Annotated in this window: 16 protein-coding genes; 10 read left to right on the top strand and 6 right to left on the bottom strand. The window is 65.2% G+C overall.

Annotation, left to right across the window (positions count from 1 at the left end):
• Nucleotides 1–43 precede the first annotated feature (43 nt).
• Nucleotides 44–1,363, bottom strand: coding sequence for a YihY family inner membrane protein (locus tag VSR68_RS03145; RefSeq protein WP_342938374.1), 1,320 nt, complete (start codon nt 1,361–1,363; stop codon nt 44–46).
• Between the two features lie 196 nt (nt 1,364–1,559).
• On the opposite strand from VSR68_RS03145, the gene wrbA reads away from it, so the two are divergent.
• The 4 genes from wrbA (at nt 1,560) to VSR68_RS03125 (ending at nt 5,062) form a co-directional block, all read left to right on the top strand.
• On the top strand, nt 1,560–2,162 hold the full coding sequence (wrbA, locus tag VSR68_RS03140; RefSeq protein WP_342938373.1) for an NAD(P)H:quinone oxidoreductase: 603 nt from the start codon (nt 1,560–1,562) through the stop codon (nt 2,160–2,162).
• A gap of 2 nt (nt 2,163–2,164) precedes the next feature.
• Entirely contained in the window at nt 2,165–2,605 is a 441-nt protein-coding gene (locus tag VSR68_RS03135) for a DUF2069 domain-containing protein (protein WP_342938438.1), read from the top strand.
• A gap of 138 nt (nt 2,606–2,743) precedes the next feature.
• The gene (locus VSR68_RS03130) at nt 2,744–4,171 is read left to right on the top strand and encodes an FAD-binding oxidoreductase (protein WP_342938372.1); all 1,428 of its coding nucleotides are present in this window, start codon (nt 2,744–2,746) and stop codon (nt 4,169–4,171) included.
• A 27-nt stretch (nt 4,172–4,198) separates the two neighbouring features.
• Nucleotides 4,199–5,062 carry a metallophosphoesterase gene (locus tag VSR68_RS03125; protein WP_342938371.1) on the top strand — a complete coding sequence of 288 codons (864 nt, stop codon included), beginning with the start codon at nt 4,199–4,201 and terminating at the stop codon, nt 5,060–5,062.
• Between the two features lie 143 nt (nt 5,063–5,205).
• Here VSR68_RS03125 and VSR68_RS03120 read toward each other — a convergent pair whose 3' ends face one another.
• The gene (locus tag VSR68_RS03120; protein WP_342938370.1) at nt 5,206–5,364 is read right to left on the bottom strand and encodes a hypothetical protein; all 159 of its coding nucleotides are present in this window, start codon (nt 5,362–5,364) and stop codon (nt 5,206–5,208) included.
• A 232-nt stretch (nt 5,365–5,596) separates the two neighbouring features.
• Complete coding sequence (locus tag VSR68_RS03115) at nt 5,597–6,535, bottom strand: LysR family transcriptional regulator (RefSeq protein WP_342938369.1); 939 nt, start codon at nt 6,533–6,535, stop codon at nt 5,597–5,599.
• 161 nt (nt 6,536–6,696) lie between these two features.
• Between VSR68_RS03115 and VSR68_RS03110 the strand changes: the two genes are divergently transcribed.
• Genes VSR68_RS03110 through VSR68_RS03095 form a run of 4 tightly spaced genes read left to right on the top strand, consistent with a single transcriptional unit; the run spans nt 6,697 to nt 11,614 of the window.
• Nucleotides 6,697–8,301, top strand: coding sequence for an efflux transporter outer membrane subunit (locus tag VSR68_RS03110; protein ID WP_342938368.1), 1,605 nt, complete (start codon nt 6,697–6,699; stop codon nt 8,299–8,301).
• Between the two features lie 17 nt (nt 8,302–8,318).
• Nucleotides 8,319–10,547: an FUSC family protein gene (locus VSR68_RS03105; RefSeq protein ID WP_342938367.1), complete on the top strand. Its 2,229-nt coding sequence runs from the start codon at nt 8,319–8,321 to the stop codon at nt 10,545–10,547.
• Nucleotides 10,537–10,737 carry a DUF1656 domain-containing protein gene (locus VSR68_RS03100; RefSeq protein WP_087733654.1) on the top strand — a complete coding sequence of 67 codons (201 nt, stop codon included), beginning with the start codon at nt 10,537–10,539 and terminating at the stop codon, nt 10,735–10,737. The genes VSR68_RS03105 and VSR68_RS03100 overlap by 11 nt, the downstream gene beginning before the upstream one ends.
• Before the next feature lie 13 nt (nt 10,738–10,750).
• Entirely contained in the window at nt 10,751–11,614 is an 864-nt protein-coding gene (locus VSR68_RS03095; protein WP_342938366.1) for an HlyD family secretion protein, read from the top strand.
• 13 nt (nt 11,615–11,627) lie between these two features.
• Here the strand turns inward: VSR68_RS03095 and VSR68_RS03090 are convergent, their stop codons facing one another.
• From VSR68_RS03090 to VSR68_RS03080, 3 genes are all read right to left on the bottom strand, one after another.
• Entirely contained in the window at nt 11,628–12,470 is an 843-nt protein-coding gene (locus VSR68_RS03090; RefSeq protein ID WP_342938365.1) for a nucleotidyl transferase AbiEii/AbiGii toxin family protein, read from the bottom strand.
• A 19-nt stretch (nt 12,471–12,489) separates the two neighbouring features.
• A complete protein-coding gene (locus VSR68_RS03085; protein WP_342938364.1) occupies nt 12,490–13,557 on the bottom strand; it encodes a type IV toxin-antitoxin system AbiEi family antitoxin in 1,068 nt (355 codons plus the stop codon).
• 179 nt (nt 13,558–13,736) lie between these two features.
• Nucleotides 13,737–15,407, bottom strand: coding sequence for a methyl-accepting chemotaxis protein (locus VSR68_RS03080; RefSeq protein WP_342938363.1), 1,671 nt, complete (start codon nt 15,405–15,407; stop codon nt 13,737–13,739).
• Between the two features lie 15 nt (nt 15,408–15,422).
• On the opposite strand from VSR68_RS03080, the gene VSR68_RS03075 reads away from it, so the two are divergent.
• Together VSR68_RS03075 and VSR68_RS03070 are read left to right on the top strand one after the other, a co-directional pair.
• The gene (locus VSR68_RS03075) at nt 15,423–15,794 is read left to right on the top strand and encodes a hypothetical protein (RefSeq protein WP_342938362.1); all 372 of its coding nucleotides are present in this window, start codon (nt 15,423–15,425) and stop codon (nt 15,792–15,794) included.
• A 78-nt stretch (nt 15,795–15,872) separates the two neighbouring features.
• The gene (locus VSR68_RS03070; RefSeq protein ID WP_342938361.1) at nt 15,873–17,138 is read left to right on the top strand and encodes an MFS transporter; all 1,266 of its coding nucleotides are present in this window, start codon (nt 15,873–15,875) and stop codon (nt 17,136–17,138) included.
• The last annotated feature ends 72 nt before the right edge of the window (nt 17,139–17,210 follow it).

Below are 17,210 nucleotides of genomic sequence, written 5' to 3'. Positions count from 1 at the left end.
GTCGAATCGACAGTCAAAAGCAGGCGTTGAACGGTAAGCAGTTTCAAGCCGTCTGCTGCGGCAACGCGGGCGTGCCGTTCGAGCCCGTCTGAGACTGCTGCGCAATCCCACGGGAAGCCGCCCGCGCCGCCAGCAAACTCGAGAGCGACACGTTGAGCCGTTCGCTATCGAGCGCGGCGAGCAGCATCGCGCTGTCGACGCGCGTCGAATCGAGTTTCAGCTGATAAGCCAGTTCGTCACGGTCGATCACGAACAGGTCGAAGAGGCGCTTGACCGTGATCTGATTCGGATTCGCGACCAGCAGAAAATGCGGCCGCTGGCCGTTCTCGTCGAGCTGGACGATCCAGTCGATCGCCTCCAGTTGCTGCAACAGGCGCACGGTCGTCGCCAGATCGCGCCGCAATGCGCGAGCGAGTTCAGGCACCGTGTAGCCGTGCGTGCCCGCATCGCGCGCATCGGCGAGGCGCGCCAGCAGTTCGAGCGAATCGAGCAGATCGCTGCCCGGAAAGTCCCGGCGATGGAACTGCCCGATGCGTATCGCGGGCAGCGCCGACGCGATCATCGCGCCCGCGAGCGTGATGAACCAACTGAGGTACATCCACAGCAGGAAGAGCGGCACGACGGCGAACGCGCCATACACGGCCGTATAAGTCGGAATGCGCCGGATGTAGAAGCCGAAGCCGCGCTTCGCAATCTCGAACGCGATCGCGGCCGTCACGCCGCCGACAATCGCATCGCGCCACTCGACGCGGCAGTTCGGCAAGAACACATAGAGCATCGTGAAGGCGAGCACCGTCAACGGCAGCGCCGCGCCCGCCAGCGCCCATTCGATCAGCGGCGTGATGCGTTGCGCGGCCGTATAGCTCATCGACTGCGTGAACAGATAAGACGAGATCGACAGGCTCACGCCGATCAGAATCGGCCCGAGCGTCAGGATCGCCCAGTAGACCAGCACGCGCTGCGCGAACGGACGCGCCTTGCGCACGCGCCAGATCACGTTGAACGCGGATTCGACCGTCATCATCGTCATCACGGACGTGACGAACAGCACGATCATCCCGAGCGTGGTCAGGCCCTTCGCCTTCGATGCGAACTGGTTCAGATACTTGAAGATCTGGCTGCTGACCTGATCGGGCATCAGGTGTTCGGCGAGAAAGGTCTGCAGCGACGCCTGGAATTGCGCAAAGATCGGGAACGCCGTGAAGAGCGCGAACGCGACGGTCGCGAGCGGCACCAGCGACAGCATCGTCGTGAACGTCAGACTGCCAGCCACCTGCGGGATGCGATCCTCGCCGCTGCGCTTCGCGGCGAATTCCGCGAGACGCTTCAGCGCGTCGAGATCGAGACGCAACCTGGACAACAAGACAACCTCCTCCGACTTTCGACTTCGATACACGCGCCTGCATGCGCGTGACGGCCGACGCATCATCAGGCGTTCGAAAATTCATCCGAAAGCGCTCATCGCGAAAGCGGACCGCAAGCAACATTGATGAACGCCGACAGACTCGCGGCACCGTCATCGGACCCACCCCTATAATACCCGTTCACTGAAAACGCCTATGAAAGACATCCTCGTGCTTTATTACAGCCGGCACGGCGCCACGCGCGAACTCGCGCTGGCGATCGCGCATGGCATCGACAGCGTTCCCGGCATGCAGGCGCGCGTGCGCACGGTGCCGCCCGTCTCGACCGTCTGCGAGGCCACGCAGCCCGACATTCCGGAAGAAGGCCCGCCCTACGCGGAACTGAGCGACCTCGAAGAATGCGCGGGACTCGCGCTCGGCTCGCCGACGCGCTTCGGCAACATGGCCGCGCCGCTCAAATACTTTCTCGACGGCACCACGCCGCAGTGGCTCTCGGGCGCGCTCGCAGGCAAGCCGGCTTGCGTGTTCACGTCGACGGGCAGTCTGCACGGCGGCCAGGAGTCGACGCTGCTGTCGATGATGCTGCCGCTCCTGCATCACGGCATGATGATTCTCGGCATTCCATACACCGAAAGCACGCTGACCACGACGCTCACGGGCGGCACGCCGTATGGCGCGTCGCATTTCGCGCGCGCGGACTCCGCGGGCCACGGCATTTCCGCCGACGAGAAAACGCTCGCGATCGCGCTGGGCGCGCGCATCGCCCGCGCGGCGGCGTCGATGAGCGAGCGGCCGTGAACATGCCGCGCGACACGACTGGCATGGGCGCGCCGGGCAATCGCGTCGCCGCATCGGGCGCGGCGCTTGCGCTCATCGCTTTGATCGCGCTGTGCGTCGCGTGGGAATGGTGGCTCGCGCCGTTGCGCGCAGGCGGCTCGCTGCTGGTGCTCAAGGCCGTGCCGCTGCTGTTCGCGCTGCCGGGCGTGTTCCGCAAGCGGCTCTATACGCTGCAATGGGCGTCGATGCTGAGCCTGCTGTATCTGATGGAAGGCATCGTGCGCGGCATGTCCGACCGCGGCCTGAGCGCTCGCCTCGGCTGGTGCGAGGTGCTCCTCGCCACGACGTTCTTCGTCTGCGCGCTCGCCTACGTCGCGCCGTTCAAGCGCGCGGCGAAACGCCGTGCGCGCGAAAATGAACCGGCAAGCGAACATGCAAGCGGATCTGCAGGCGGTTCCGCCTGAATTGCCCGCCGCCGCGCGACGCCAGCCCCGCCGCGCAGCGCCCCGATGATCCGCTGGCCACTCTGGCCACGACGGCCCAACCCGCGCGAACCGATTCGCGCAAAGCCGAACATGCCCTACCCGTTCTGACCGACCAACATGACTTCCGCCGCTACTTCGCCCTTCGTCGCCGCATGCATCGATGCCATCGGCGCCGCGCACGTCCTCACCGATCCGCACGACACCGCGCCCTTTCTGACCGACTGGCGCCGCCGCTACACGGGCAGCGCGTGCGCGGTGCTGTGTCCGTCGACGGCTGAAGAAGTGGCCGCGCTCGTGCGGCTCGCGAACGAGCACCGCGTCGCGATCGTGCCGCAAGGCGGCAATACGGGCCTCGCCGGCGGCGCCACGCCCGATGCGAGCGGCGCGCAAGCCGTGCTGAGTCTCAAGCGCCTGAACCGCGTGCGCGACGTCGATCCGCACAACAACACGATCACGGTCGAAGCAGGCGTCGTGCTCGCGGACATGCAGGCGCGCGCCGAAGCGGCGGGCCGCCTGTTCCCGCTGAGCCTCGCGGCGGAAGGCAGTTGCTCGATCGGCGGCAATCTGTCGACGAACGCGGGCGGCACGGGCGTGCTGCGCTACGGCAACACGCGCGAGCTGTGTCTCGGCCTCGAAGTGGTGACGCCGCAAGGCGAGTTGTGGGACGGGCTGCGCGGACTGCGCAAGGACAATACGGGCTACGATCTGCGCGATCTTTTCATCGGCGCGGAAGGCACGCTCGGCATCATCACGGCCGCCGTGATGAAGCTGCATCCGCAGCCGGCCGCGCGCGTGACCGCGCTCGCCGCGCTGCCGTCGCCGCATGCCGCGCTGGATTTCCTGTCGCTCGCGCAGCGTCACGCCGGACCGCTGCTGACGGGCTTCGAATTGATGTCGGACTTCTGCCTGCAACTCGTGGGCAAGCATTTCCCGCAGATGCGCTATCCGTTCGCGCAACGGCATGCGCAGATCGTGCTGCTCGAACTGTCGGACAGCGAGAGCGAGGAGCACGCGCGCGCCCTCTTCGAGCGGCTGATGGAAACGGCGCTCGAAGACAACCTCGTCGAAGATGCCGTGGTCGCGGAGAATCTCGCGCAGTCGAAGGCATTCTGGAATCTGCGCGAGCACATTCCCCTCGCGCAGGCCGAAGAAGGATTGAACATCAAGCACGATATCGCCGTGCCGATTTCGCGCATCGGCCACTTCATCGACGAAACCGACGCCGCAATCGCAAAGGCCGTGCCGGGCGCGCGCATGGTCACGTTCGGCCATCTCGGCGACGGTAATCTGCACTACAACGTGCAGGCACCGGAAGGCGTCGATGCGAAAGCGTTTCTCGCCCAGTATCAGAGCGCGATGAATCAGATCGTCTACGAAAGCGTGCATCGGCATCGCGGCAGCATCAGCGCGGAGCATGGAGTCGGGCAGCTGAAAATCGACGAAGCCGCGCATTACAAGTCGGACGTCGAAGTGCGTCTGATGAAGACATTGAAAGCGGCACTCGATCCGCTCAACCTGATGAATCCCGGCAAGGTGCTACGCTAACGGCATCGGTATCGACGAGAGGCGTTTATGAAGATTCGCGTGCTGTCCGACCTGCATCTCGAGTGCGACGAGCCGGAAGTGATCCCGCATGCAAACGCCGATCTCGTCGTGCTGGCAGGCGACATTCACAACCACGCCGAAGGGTTGCGCTGGGCGGCCGAAACGTTCGACGGCGCGGTGCCCGTCGTCTACGTGCCGGGCAATCACGAGTACTACGACGGCGAGTTCGGCGCGCTCGAAGCGGCGATGCACGACGCGGCCGCGAGCGTCGACAACGTGCACTTTCTCAACAACGCGACGCTCGTCGATCCGGATGGAAAGTGGCGCGTGCTCGGCACGACGCTATGGACCGACTTCGACCTGTATGGCGCCGATGAAAAATCGCGCGCGACATCGATTGCAGCCGCCGAACGCGTGATGCTCGACTATCGCGGATTGATTCAGGTGACGTGGACGGCGGGCAACGATGCCGACAATCCAGCCGGCCCACATCGCGCGAACCGCTTACAGGACCGCGTACACGACAACACGCCGCGCAACCTGACCGCCGCCGATACGCTTGCGCTCCATCGGCACGCACGCGCGTGGCTCGAAGCGGAACTGGCCAAGCCGTTCGGCGGCAAGACGATCGTCGTCACGCATCACGCGCCGCATCGGCGCAGTCTCGCCGCGCGTTACGCGGACGACCCCGTGTCGGCGGGCTTCGTGAACCACCTGCCGTCGCTCGTGCGCGCGCCTGTCGCGCTGTGGGTGCATGGACACACGCACACGGCCTTCGATTACGTGGAGAGCGGCACGCGCGTCGTCTGCAATCCGCGCGGCTATATCGACCGCCGCACGCGTCGGCTCGAAAATGACAAGTTCGCGTGGGACAAGGTCGTCGAACTCTGAAGGTCAGCCTGAAGTCTTCCTCAGGATCTGCGTGAAGACCCGCCCGAAGGCCCACTTGAGGGTCTGCCTGAAGGCCTGCTTGGAGGTCTGCTTAAAGGCGAAGGCCCGCTTGAGGGTCTGCTTAAACGCCTGCTACCCGCCGACTACATGCTGCTTGCATCGCGCGAGCGCCGCGCGGGCTGTCCGGCGCGCACGGGCGCGAGCCGCGCCTGGGGCCGCAGCCGCCTAAGCATGTCGCGCGACGCTGCGATTCCAATCAGTCCGAGCATGACGGCGACGCCGATCATCAGATGCGTATCCATGATTTCCTCTTCGTTTCAGATGTGCCTGCGTGCCGGGAGCTCTCGGCCTTGACGAAACGTTAGCAAACCCGATGCCGCCAGGAAGTAAGGAAGTGTTGCGGCGCAACGGCGGGATGTAACAGAGCGTCAAAGGTCTTTCCTGCGTCCTTCCTGCGCTTTTCTGCATCACGCGGTACATCACACACCACACGTCGCATGCCGCGTGCCGCACATCGCGCCGCGCCCGCCGGGGTCAGGTGCGCGCGAATTTGCGCAGTTCGGCCTGATCGGCGGCGAGCGTCGCGGGCAGTTCGTCGCGCAGGAATTCGACCCACGTGCGGATCTTCGCGTCCAGATACTGCCGCGACGGATATAGCGCGTACACGTTCATCTCCTGCGAGATGTACTCGGGGAGAATCCACACGAGTTCGCCGCTGCGCAGGCCCGCAATCGCCGAATAGATCGGCAGCACCGCGACGCCCATTCCTTCGCGCACGGCCACGGCCATCGCCTCCGCGACGTTGATCTGGAACGTGGTCGCGCCGAGATGCAGCGTCTCCTGGCCGTTGGGACCGTCGAACGTCCATTCGTCGGCGGGCGTGACGGGCGTGATCATCTGCAGGCAGGTATGGCCGCGCAGATCGGCGAGCGTCTGCGGCACGCCGCTGCGCTCCAGATAGTCGGGCGACGCGCACGCGATGCTGAACGCGCTGCCCAGGCGCTGCGACACGAGCCCGGAGTCCGGCAGGCTCTGCGCGAGCACGAGCGCGACGTCATAGCCTTCGTCGAGCAGATCGGGCATGCGCTGCGCGAGCGTCAGTTCGAGATGGACGTCGGGATAGCGCTGCTGATAGCGGCCCACGGCGGGCACCACGTAGTGCTGGCCGAAGCTCGTCATCGCATGGACTTTCAGCTTGCCCGACGGGCGCGCGTGCGCGTCGCTGGCTTCGGCTTCCGCCTGATCGACGTACGCGAGGATCTGCTCGCACCGCTGCAGATAGCGTTCGCCCGCTTCCGTGAGCGCGATGCGGCGCGTCGTGCGGTTCAACAGACGCGTGCGCAGATGCGCCTCCAGATCCGATACGGCACGCGACGCATACGCCGTCGTCGTGTTGAGGTGCTGGGCCGCGCCCGTAAAGCTGCCCGCTTCGACGACGCGGACAAATACGCGCATGTTCTGAAGCGTATCCATTTTCGAATCCAATCTCTCTGTACGGGAAGGATTGTTGCACGATTTGGAAAGACGATTATCACATTCTCCGTAAGTATGCGTTGCATCCTTACGGGTTATTCCATAATTACCTGAAAAATATAATGACGCTCAACGTTATATAGCCTTTTGGAGAGCGAATCGTGCAGTTTCCGGTAAGGAAAGGGATCGCCGCACTGTCGGTTCTTACGATCTCGTTGATAATCGCCGGCTGTGCGAGTACCGGGCACATTGCTCCCGAATCCACCCACACCGATCCCGCCACGCTCGACGTCGGCGCCGCGATCCGCGCGGCCAATGCCGATGCCCAATGGCCCGCCGCCGACTGGTGGCGCGCCTATGCCGATCCGCAGCTGAACGCGTGGATCGAAACGGCGCAAGCCGGCAATCCGTCGCTCGCCGCGGCGCAGGCGCGCGTGCGCGAGGCCCAGTCGATGGCGGGCGTCGCGAAGTCCGCGCTGCTGCCGCAAGTCAACGGCAGCATGCAGATCCAGCGCAAGCAATGGCCGGACAACGTCTTTTACGGCCCCGGCCCGCTCGCCGGCCAGGAGTCGTGGAACAACACGGCCGAGCTCGGCCTGTCGTACCACCTCGACCTGTGGGGCAAGGACAAGAACGCCGCCGAACAGGCGCTCGACGTCGCGCACGCCCGCGCCGCCGACTACCGCGCCGCGCAGCTCGAACTCGAATCGAACATCGTGCGCGCCTACATCGACATGTCGCTGAATTACGCGCTGCTCGATATCGCGAAGTCGACGCTCGAACAGCAGCAACAGGTCGCCGCGCTGGCGAACCGGCGCCTGAAGGGCGGCATCGGCACGCAGCTCGAAGTCGCGCAGGCGGAAGCGCCGCTGCCCGAATACGAACGCCAGATCGATGCGATCGAGGAATCGATCGCGCTCGGCCGCAACCAGCTTGCCGCGCTCGCGGGCAAGGGCCCCGGCGCGGGCGATTCGATCACGCGCCCGCAGCTGTCGCTGTCCGCGTTCGCCGGCCTGCCGTCGACGCTGCCCGCCGAGCTGATCGGCCATCGCCCCGACATCGTCGCCGCGCGCTGGACGGTCGCCGCGCAGGCGCGCGGCATCGACGTCGCGAAGGCCGACTTCTATCCGAACATCGACCTGCTCGCGTCTGTCGGCGGCTATGCGGCGATGGGGCCGCTGTTCGGCTTTCTGAAGTCGGCGTCGGGCGGCTGGACGGCGGGCCCCGCGCTGTCGCTGCCGATCTTCACGGGAGGACGTCTGCGCTCGCAACTGGGCGCGGCATCGGCGGGCTACGACGTGGCCGTCGAGCAGTACAACCAGACGATCGTCACCGCGCTCAAGGAAATCGCCGACGAGGTCGTGCGCATGCGCTCGCTCGATACGCAACTGAAGGACGCGCAGCGTTCCGTCGCGTCCGCGAACAAGAGCTACCAGCTTGCGCGCGAGGGTTATCGGCGCGGCCTGACCGACTACGTGAACGTGCTGATCGCACAGACGCAATTGCTGCGCGCGCAGGAAGGCGTCGCGAAAGTGCAGGCCGAGCAGTTGTCGGCGCACGCGAAGCTCGTCACCGCGCTCGGCGGCGGCCTGATCGATCCCGCCGACGGCCCGACGCAAAAGGATGTGCTGCCCGCCCACGGCAAGGGCAAGGACAGCACGGCGAACCGCGCCGCCTCCACGGCTGACGCGTCGAAGGGCGCATCGAAGGACACGTCGAACAGCGCATCGAGCCACGCGACCACGGGCGCGTCCACCGTCCGCTAAACCCGGAGAAGCCGCCGATGTCCACCAACCATTCCGTCTCCCGCACGCCCCAGACACCCGGCGCGCTCTACGCCGCGTTCGTCGACTGGGCGCGCACCGACGGCCGCACGTGGATCTACCTCTTCAAGGCGCTCGCCGCATGTTTTCTCGCGCTCGGCATCGCGATGCGGCTCGACCTGCCGCAGCCGCGCACCGCGATGACGACCGTGTTCATCGTGATGCAGCCGCAAAGCGGGATGGTGTTCGCGAAGAGCTTCTACCGGATCTGCGGCACGCTGATCGGTCTCGTCGTGATGCTCGCGCTGATCGGCCTGTTCGCGCAGCAGCCCGAGCTTTTCATCGCGTCGACGGCGATCTGGGTCGGCATCTGCACGGCGGGCGCCGCGCGCAACCGCAACTTCCGCTCGTATGGCTTCGTGCTGGCGGGCTACACGGCGGCGCTGATCGGCATTCCCGCCTCGCAGCATCCCGACGGCGCGTTCATGACGGCGCTCACGCGGGTCGCGGAAGTCGTGGTCGGCATCGTCTGCTCGGGCGTCGTGAGCGCACTGGTGTTTCCCGAGCACGCGGGCGAGCAGATGCGCAGCACGGTGCGCGCGCGCTTCTCGTCGTTCGTCGACTATGTGTGCGCAGCGCTGTCGGGCAAAGCCGATCGCACGCGCATCGAGGACACGAACGCGAAATTCGTCGCGGACATCGTGGGCTTCGAAGCCGTGCGCAGCGCCGCCGTTTTCGAGAGCCCCGATTCGCGGATGCGCACCGGCCGTCTGTCGCGCCTGAACAGCGAGTTCATGACGGTATCGACGCGCTTTCACGCGCTGCATCAGCTGATGAACCGCTTGCGCGCGGCGGGCGCGACGGCCGCCGTGGCTGCGCTCGAACCGTATTTCCGCGAGATCGCGCCGTTGCTGAGCAAATCGGGCGAGCCCGTGCTCACAGCCGCCGACGCCGCGCACGCCGCCGCGCAGCTCGAAACCTACAAGACCGAACTGCCCAAGCGCGTCCGGACGACGCGCGCCGAACTGGAAGGCAACGCCGACGTGCCCTTGCTCGATTTCGACACGGGCGCGGAACTGCTGTACCGCTTCGTCGACGATCTGCACGCGTATGCGGCGACCTACGCGTCGCTCGCCGTCGCGACGCACGAACGCGAGCGCTGGATCGAGCGCTACGAGCCGAAGACGAACGGCATCGCGGCGGGCGTCGCGGGTCTGCGCGCGGCAATCGTGATGTCGCTACTCGGCGCCTTCTGGATCGCCACCGCCTGGCCGAGCGGCGCGACGCTCACGCTGGACGCAGCCGCCGTCTGCGCGCTGGCGTCGTCGTCGCCGAATCCGACGCGCACCGTGTTCCAGATGGCGGCCGGCACGACGCTGTCGTCGCTGCTCGCGATGGTCGTTACGTTCGGCATCTATCCGCATATCGACGGTTTTCCGCTGCTGTGCGCGGCGCTCACGCCGTTTCTCGCGCTCGGCGTATGGATGACGACGCGCCCGAAGCTGGCCGGCTATGGCGTCGGCTATTGCATCTTCTTCTGCTTCCTCGCGGGCCCCGACAACGTGATTCATTACGACCCGAGCAGCTTCATCAACGATGCGCTCGCGCTCGTGATCTCGATGCTGGTCGCGTCGATTGCGTTCGCCGTGCTGTTACCGCCGTCGACGCCGTGGCTGCGCAACCGTCTGCTGAACGACCTCCGCGCTCAGGTGGTGCTCGCGTGCCGCGGCCACATCGGAGCACGGTGGGAACGTCTGTGGCGTCTGCGCGCGCGCTTCGAGAGCGGCACGCGCGACCTGATGCACCAGATCAACGCGCTCGCGCCGAACGAGCCCGACGTGAAGCGCAACACGATGCGCTGGATGTTCGCGGTGCTGGAAATCGGCAACGCGGCGATCGACTTGCGCAGCGAAATCGCGACGCTGCCGCGCGATGCGCGCTACGCGCCGTCGATGCCGTGGCGCGTGACGCTGCGCTCGACGTGCGACGCAATCGCGCGGCTCTTCGCGCGGCCGCGCGCCGGGCGTCTCGACCACGCGCTCGCCGCGACGGCCGAAGCGATCGCCGCCGTCCAGCAGACGCTCGCGACGTTGACGCCGCCGCGCGAAGAGCGTCATCAGCTGCAACGCATCCTGAGCCACCTGCATTTCATCCGGAGCGCGCTGCTCGATCCGCAATCGCCGCTGGGGCAACCCGGCGATGCCGATGCGAGCGGCGACGCGCCACAAGGAGTTCCCCATGCCACGTGAGATCGCCGTCCTCGACGCGTACATGCCCGCGATCGTGCTGCTGTTCATTGCGGGCGCCGCGATCACGTGGGTGCTGGATCGCGTGATCGCCTATACGGGCGTGTACCGCGTCGTATGGCACCCGTCCCTGTTCCGCGCGAGCCTGCTCGTGTGTGTGTGCGGCGTATTGGGCCTCGCCGTTTATCGTTGACCAGAGTCGAATCATGACTATCAGAAACATCATTGGGTTTATCGCGACGGCCATCGTGTTCGTCGTCGCGATCTTGATCGGGCGTACGCTGTGGGTGCACTACATGGACGAGCCGTGGACGCGCGACGGCCGCGTGCGCGCCGAGGTCGTGAACATCGCACCCGATGTGTCGGGCGCCGTCGTCGAGTTGCCGGCGCGCGACAACCAGTTCGTCCACAAGGGCGATCTGCTGATGCAGATCGATCCGTCGCACTATCAGATCGCCGTCGAGCAGGCGCAGGCCGCCGTCGCCGCACGCAAGGCCGAGTTGCAGATGCGCCGTGACGATGCGAAGCGTCGCGCGGATATGGACAGCCTCGTCGTATCGAAGGAAAGCCGCGAGAACGCGACGCACACCGCAACGGCTGCCGAGGCGCAGTATCAGCAGGCACTCGCCGCGCTCGATGCGGCCAGGCTCAATCTCGAACGGACTCGCGTCGTGTCGCCCGTCGACGGCTACGTCACGAACCTGAACGTCTATCGCGGCGACTATGCGATTGCGGGATCAGCGAAGCTCGCTATCGTCGATAGCCACTCGTTCTGGGTTTATGGGTACTTCGAGGAGACGAAGCTGCCTCACGTGAAGATCGGCGACAAGGCCGATATCCGGCTGATGAGCGGCGGCACGCTGAAGGGCCACGTCGAAAGCATCTCGCGAGGGATTTACGACCGGGACAATCCGGAAAGCCGTGAATTGCTGGCCGACGTGAATCCGACTTTCAACTGGGTGAGACTGGCGCAGCGCGTGCCCGTGCGGGTGAAGATCGATTCGGTGCCGGACGGCGTGCTGCTTTCCGCAGGGACGACGTGTACTGTCGTGGTGACGCCTTCCTTGTGAGCGACGCCCCGTTTCACGGCTCGGCCATGAAGCCATCGCGGAACGCGTCGACTTCCGCCTCCAGCTTGTCTGCAAAGCCCTCTTCGAACGGCACGGCGGCCGCGCGTGCCAGAAGGTCTCTCACAAGCGTCCGGTAAGTGCGTTCGTCGCCGAGCAGCGAGCGAATCCTGTCACGCGTCGACGGCAACGCAAGATTGCGCGCGTCACGTCCGAGCAGCGCGCACGAAGCGGTCGAGTCGTTGAACGCATAGGCTTCCATCAGATCGGCTGCATCGGTCCACACGCGCTCTTCGTTACCCGCCCACAGATAACTTCGCAGAATGAGCAGGAGGTCGGACGCGTCCTTGTTTTCCTGCCGTCTGCGGTCTTCCCAGGCTAGCAGTTTGAGCAGCGTCAGTGCCGGGAGCGTGACGACGGGCACCACCAGACCGGCTTCGATCTCGATCTGGGACGCCGTGTCGACGGCCTCGCTGAAGCCGAGCACCGTGAGAACGAACTCCCCTTCGGGTGGCCACGCGATCGAACCCTTCGGTACTTCGATGTCGCCGAACGGCACCAGGTCGAGCGGGATCGTCATGCCCGTGTCGGCGTGAGCGAACAACAGCCGCTGCGGAGCGCGATGGTCCTGACGGAAGCCCTCCACGTTCACGAGTTCGCCGATCAGCACCTCGTACGACTCCCAGTTCACTGCGCAGACGGCCACATCGACGTCACGCGTGGCTCGCTCGGCCCGGATGCCGTGGACATGCCAGAGAACGATGTCGCGCGCCGTTGCGCCCGCGACGACGAACGGCGTGCCCAAACGCTTCGTGGCCTCGCAGACTCGTCTGAGCAGCGCCGAAGTGGCGGGGTGCATGGGACGTTCTTCGCTGACTCTAAGCATGAAGATTTCCGACGTAGCGCTTGTACACGTGCTTCGCGACGGACAGATTCCGGCTATCTCCGGATGCGATCAGATCGGCGTACACAAGCAACGGATGCACGACGGGAAGTGACGGCGACGTGTCCCATCCAAAATCGGCCGGTTCGCGCCAGAAAGATGCAAGAACCTCCACTTCGCCGTCGGGACTCGGACGCAGCCGCGCCTCCTTCAGAAAATCCGCAGCGAGGTTTTGACGCGCGTAGATCGTCACGCGAACCGCCTTGAGTTCCTGCGTAACGAGATCCGCCGCGGCCTCGCCGCCAAGCCGGGCGTCGAACTTGAGGAAGTCGAACGCACGCCACCAGTCCGGCGACGTGGCAGTGTACGTCGACAATGCCAGCTTCGGCCTCAGGCGCGTCGGGTACAGGCTCACCCATTCATCGACATATTTCTGCCAGTCCGGAAAGATCCGCTCGCCGTTTTTGCGCGTGACGAGCAGACCACGCGCCAGCAGATCGTCGACCGCCTGATTCACCGTGCTCAAGGCTGCGCCCGAAGCCTCCGCGATCTTGCGGTATGGCTCGCTCGCGAGACCCGGTTGCGTGGCAAGCGCGAACATGACCTGCAAGCCTTTGCTGGTCGTGGACCGCGAAGTCTGCGTGCCCGTCGCCCACGGCAGTCGCGGGCGACCCATGATCATGATCGTGGCCTCGGGCTCCTGGATGAACGTGTTGCCGACCGCATCGAGAAAAGGGATGTTGCGATCGATCAGATCCATTGCCAGGTCGGGATCGACATAGGGCGCGACCAGCATGAGCGGACGGCCGTCGACACGGGCGGATTGCAGGCGGTCGGAGACGAGAAGAACATTGGCGCGGTTGGCGCGAGATGCCAGATGAACGGGCATCACCAGCTTCTTGCCGTCGATATCGAACTGGATGGCGCCGTGGGCCTCCGGGCTGATTCTGGAGGCGGCGAGCGGTTTAGCCTTGTAAATGCGCGTCGAAGACTGGAACGCACGACACGCTCCAGCCAGAATTTGCTGCCCGGTTATCGACAGAACGTCGGGTCGCGAGATCATCCGGCACCTTTTGTACGATTTCTGAGTAGTGTACGAAAAAATCGTACAGAGTCAAGAAATCGTACACGACGGATGTAACTCATTGAAAAGTAATAATATTTTAAATTCTTCGTATGCTTTTTCGTCTCTGTACGAAAAAATCATACGCTGAGATTTTTTCGTACATCGCCGCTTCGGCGTCACTCCCGCAGCGAAAACTTCGCCACCGCCGCCTTCAACGCCTGCGCCTGATCATCGAGCGCCCGAGCCGCCGCCGTCGCCTGCTCGACGAGCGCGGCGTTCTGCTGTGTCCCCGCATCCATCTGCGAAACGGCGAGATTAATCTCTTCGATTCCGGAGCTCTGCTCGGCGGAAGCCGCCGAGATTTCCCCCATGATGTCGGTGACGCGCTTCACGGCCTTGACGACTTCGTCCATCGTCTGCCCCGCGTCCTGCGCGAGTTGCGAGCCGTTGCTCGCGCGCTCGACCGACGTGCTGATCAAGCCCTTGATCTCCTTCGCCGCGGCGGCGCTGCGCTGCGCGAGGTTGCGCACTTCGCCCGCCACCACCGAGAATCCGCGGCCTTCTTCGCCGGCGCGCGCCGCCTCGACGGCCGCATTGAGCGCGAGGATGTTCGTCTGGAACGCGATCCCTTCGATCACGCCGATGATGTCGCCGATGCTCTTCGCACTGTCGTTGATCTCACCCATCGTCGACACGACGCGGCTCACCACTTCGCCGCCCTTCTCCGCGATCGCCGACGCATTGTCGGCCAGCGTGCGCGCCTGCTTCGCGTTGTCCGCGTTCTGACGCACCGTCGACGTCAGCTCTTCCATGCTGCTCGCCGTGCGCTCGAGCGCCATCGCCTGCTGCTCGGTACGCTGCGACAGATCGAGATTGCCCATCGAAATCTCACCCGATGCGGACGCGATCGCCTCGGCGCTCGCCGCGATATGCGCGACCGTCGACGAAAGGCCGTCCTGCATGTCGCGCAGCGCGAACAGCATGCTCGACTTGTCGCGCTTGCCGAGCACGATGTCGTTCGACAGATCGCCCGCCGCGATGCGGCTCGCGATCTCCTTCGCGTACACAGGCTCGCCGCCGAGCTGGCGCGACAGACGCCGCACCACCCATTCGCTGATGACGAACGCGAGCACGATCAGCGCGACGGTCATCACGGCCATCATCACGAACGAGGACTGATAGATGAATGACGACGCGTCGATGGTCGCCTTCGCCGCCTTGCCGCGCTGCGCGACGAGTTCGTCGACGAGCTTTTCGAGCTTGCCCGTCTCGACGAGCAGCGACACGTCGGTCGTTCCGACCTGCCAGTTCATCTGCGACAGGTCGAGCGGCTGCGCCTTCACGAGCGTCACGAAATCGCGCAGATGCCCGCTCCACACGCCGATTGCGTCGGCGAATTTCTTCTGCTGCGCGGCGACGTCGGCGGAATCGGCGTATTGCTGGAGCGTGTTGAGTTCGGCCGACAGACCCGCCAGGCCCCTGTCGATGTCGGCGCCGAGTTCGTCGCGTTCCTTCGCGGTCGTCGCCGTCAGCAGCATCTTCTGAGCTCGGCTCGCGCGCAGAAGATAGCCGCGCGCTTCCTCGGCGGCCCGGCTCGCGACGTGGCCCTGGTCGTAGATCGAGCGCATCTGGCCGTTGAGCCGGCTGATCTGGGCCAGCGAGAACACGCCGATCGCCAGCGTGCCGACGAGCAGCACGGCGAAGGCGAAGCGCAACGTCGTCTTCACGGACCATCCGCGCGGCTTGCCGCCCGCTGCCCGCTGCCCCGAACGCGCCGGCTCACCGGCCGCTTCGCCATCCGGTACGAACCCCGCGCCCGGCTGGCCACCCAGCGAAACTGCTTTCATATTTCCTGTCCCCACATGACTAACAACAACCGGAAAGGTCGGTTCCGGCATGCCTTCTTATCTCTCCGTGTTGACGGCATCGCGAGCGGTGTTCTTGAGGCCCGCCGTCCTGTCGTCGCCCGGTCCTCGGCGCGCCGCTTCGTGGGCCGCGCGCCGCGCCGGATTTATACACGGCCAAAATTCGCCCGGCGCGCCTTCCGGCGCTTCGCGCTGACCTGCCTCATCGGCTGGCGGGAATGTCGGCGGCGCGAAGGGCGCTCCATGACAGTGCTCACGCAAGCCGCCCGCACCGGAAACAGGCATTCTCATCTGAATCGCGTGTCCGGTTCGCGACAAAACTTGTCCGGACAATTGGCGGGAGACACACTACACTTCATCAAACGCTAAAAACATCGGCCGCCGCCGACGGCTCCCCCCGACCGCCGGCCCCGGCATCCCGAGTCACACACTCTCCAGACCGACCACATGGAATCCAGCCTCGACAAAGGCGCCCTGGCTGGCGCCGCCGGCGCTTCCGGCGCCACCGCTTCAGCTTCCGCCCCGGCAGGCAAGCCGCAGGCGCGCACCGTCTATTCGATCCTCGGCGCGATCAGCTTCTCGCATCTGATGAACGACATGATCCAGTCGTTGATCCTTGCGATCTATCCAATGCTGAAGGACAACTTCTCGCTGTCGTTCGGGCAGATCGGCCTGATCACGCTCACGTATCAGATCACGGCGTCGCTGCTGCAGCCGCTCGTCGGCATCTATACGGACAAGCATCCGAAGCCCTGGTCGCTGCCCGTCGGCATGGGCTTCACGCTGTCGGGTCTGCTGCTGATGTCGGTCGCGCCGAATTTCGGCGTGCTGCTCGTCGCTGCGGCGCTGGTCGGCTGCGGGTCGTCGGTGTTCCATCCGGAGTCGTCGCGCGTCGCGCGGATGGCGTCGGGCGGCAAGCATGGTCTCGCGCAGTCGCTGTTCCAGGTGGGCGGCAATGCGGGCTCGTCGCTCGGGCCGCTGCTCGCCGCGCTGATCGTGATTCCGCACGGACAGCGCAGCATCGCGTGGTTCTCGGCGGCGGCGCTCGTCGGCATGCTGGTGCTCACGCACATCAGCCGCTGGTACAAGCAGCATCCCGCGACGAAGAAAGCGCGCGGGGGCCACGTTCCGCACGCGACGCTCTCGCGCGGCAAGGTTGCGTTCGCGATGAGCATCCTCGTGTTGCTGGTGTTCTCGAAGTACTTCTACCTGACGAGCATCAACAGCTACTTCACGTTCTATCTGATCGACAAGTTCCACCTGCCCGTGCAGGCCGCGCAGGTCCATCTGTTCGTGTTCCTCGCGGCCGTCGCGGCGGGCACGTTGATCGGCGGCCCCGTCGGCGACCGGATCGGCCGCAAGTACGTGATCTGGGTATCGATTCTCGGCGTCGCGCCGTTCACGCTGCTGCTGCCGTACGCGAACCTGTTCTGGACGGGCGTGCTGACGGTGATCATCGGCATCGTGCTGGCGTCGGCGTTCTCGGCGATTCTCGTCTACGCGCAGGAGCTGATTCCGGGCAAGGTCGGCATGGTCGCGGGATTGTTCTTCGGCTTCGCGTTCGGCCTGGGCGGCATCGGCGCGGCTGTGCTCGGCCAGCTCGCCGACTCGACGAGCATCGCGTATGTGTACAAGGTCTGCTCGTTCCTGCCGTTGCTGGGCATCCTGACGGTGTTTCTGCCCGATATCGAGGGGAAGAGGGCAAGAGGATGAAGGGCTAAGCACGCGCTAAATCGCCGCAGCCATCCGGCTCGACGCCAGGCCTCGACAAGGCGCCGCTCATCG

It is taken from the genome of Paraburkholderia phymatum (genome assembly GCF_038900715.1).
Taxonomy (GTDB): domain Bacteria; phylum Pseudomonadota; class Gammaproteobacteria; order Burkholderiales; family Burkholderiaceae; genus Paraburkholderia; species Paraburkholderia phymatum_A.
The sequence above is the reverse complement of the archived record's forward strand: the minus strand, read 5'-3'. Positions and strand labels throughout refer to the sequence as shown.

Excerpts from the sequence above, each read along its gene's own strand:
- VSR68_RS03075 (WP_342938362.1), top strand. The coding sequence starts at position 15,423 with ATGACTAACAACAACCGGAAAGGTCGGTTCCGGCATGCCTTCTTATCT.
- VSR68_RS03135 (WP_342938438.1), top strand. The coding sequence starts at position 2,165 with ATGCCGCGCGACACGACTGGCATGGGCGCGCCGGGCAATCGCGTCGCC.
- VSR68_RS03095 (WP_342938366.1), top strand. The coding sequence starts at position 10,751 with ATGACTATCAGAAACATCATTGGGTTTATCGCGACGGCCATCGTGTTC.
- wrbA (WP_342938373.1), top strand. The coding sequence starts at position 1,560 with ATGAAAGACATCCTCGTGCTTTATTACAGCCGGCACGGCGCCACGCGC.
- VSR68_RS03130 (WP_342938372.1), top strand. The coding sequence starts at position 2,744 with ATGACTTCCGCCGCTACTTCGCCCTTCGTCGCCGCATGCATCGATGCC.
- VSR68_RS03120 (WP_342938370.1), bottom strand. The coding sequence starts at position 5,364 with ATGGATACGCATCTGATGATCGGCGTCGCCGTCATGCTCGGACTGATT.
- VSR68_RS03100 (WP_087733654.1), top strand. The coding sequence starts at position 10,537 with ATGCCACGTGAGATCGCCGTCCTCGACGCGTACATGCCCGCGATCGTG.
- VSR68_RS03070 (WP_342938361.1), top strand. The coding sequence starts at position 15,873 with ATGGAATCCAGCCTCGACAAAGGCGCCCTGGCTGGCGCCGCCGGCGCT.
- VSR68_RS03115 (WP_342938369.1), bottom strand. The coding sequence starts at position 6,535 with ATGGATACGCTTCAGAACATGCGCGTATTTGTCCGCGTCGTCGAAGCG.
- VSR68_RS03125 (WP_342938371.1), top strand. The coding sequence starts at position 4,199 with ATGAAGATTCGCGTGCTGTCCGACCTGCATCTCGAGTGCGACGAGCCG.
- VSR68_RS03090 (WP_342938365.1), bottom strand. The coding sequence starts at position 12,470 with ATGCACCCCGCCACTTCGGCGCTGCTCAGACGAGTCTGCGAGGCCACG.
- VSR68_RS03085 (WP_342938364.1), bottom strand. The coding sequence starts at position 13,557 with ATGATCTCGCGACCCGACGTTCTGTCGATAACCGGGCAGCAAATTCTG.
- VSR68_RS03105 (WP_342938367.1), top strand. The coding sequence starts at position 8,319 with ATGTCCACCAACCATTCCGTCTCCCGCACGCCCCAGACACCCGGCGCG.
- VSR68_RS03080 (WP_342938363.1), bottom strand. The coding sequence starts at position 15,407 with ATGAAAGCAGTTTCGCTGGGTGGCCAGCCGGGCGCGGGGTTCGTACCG.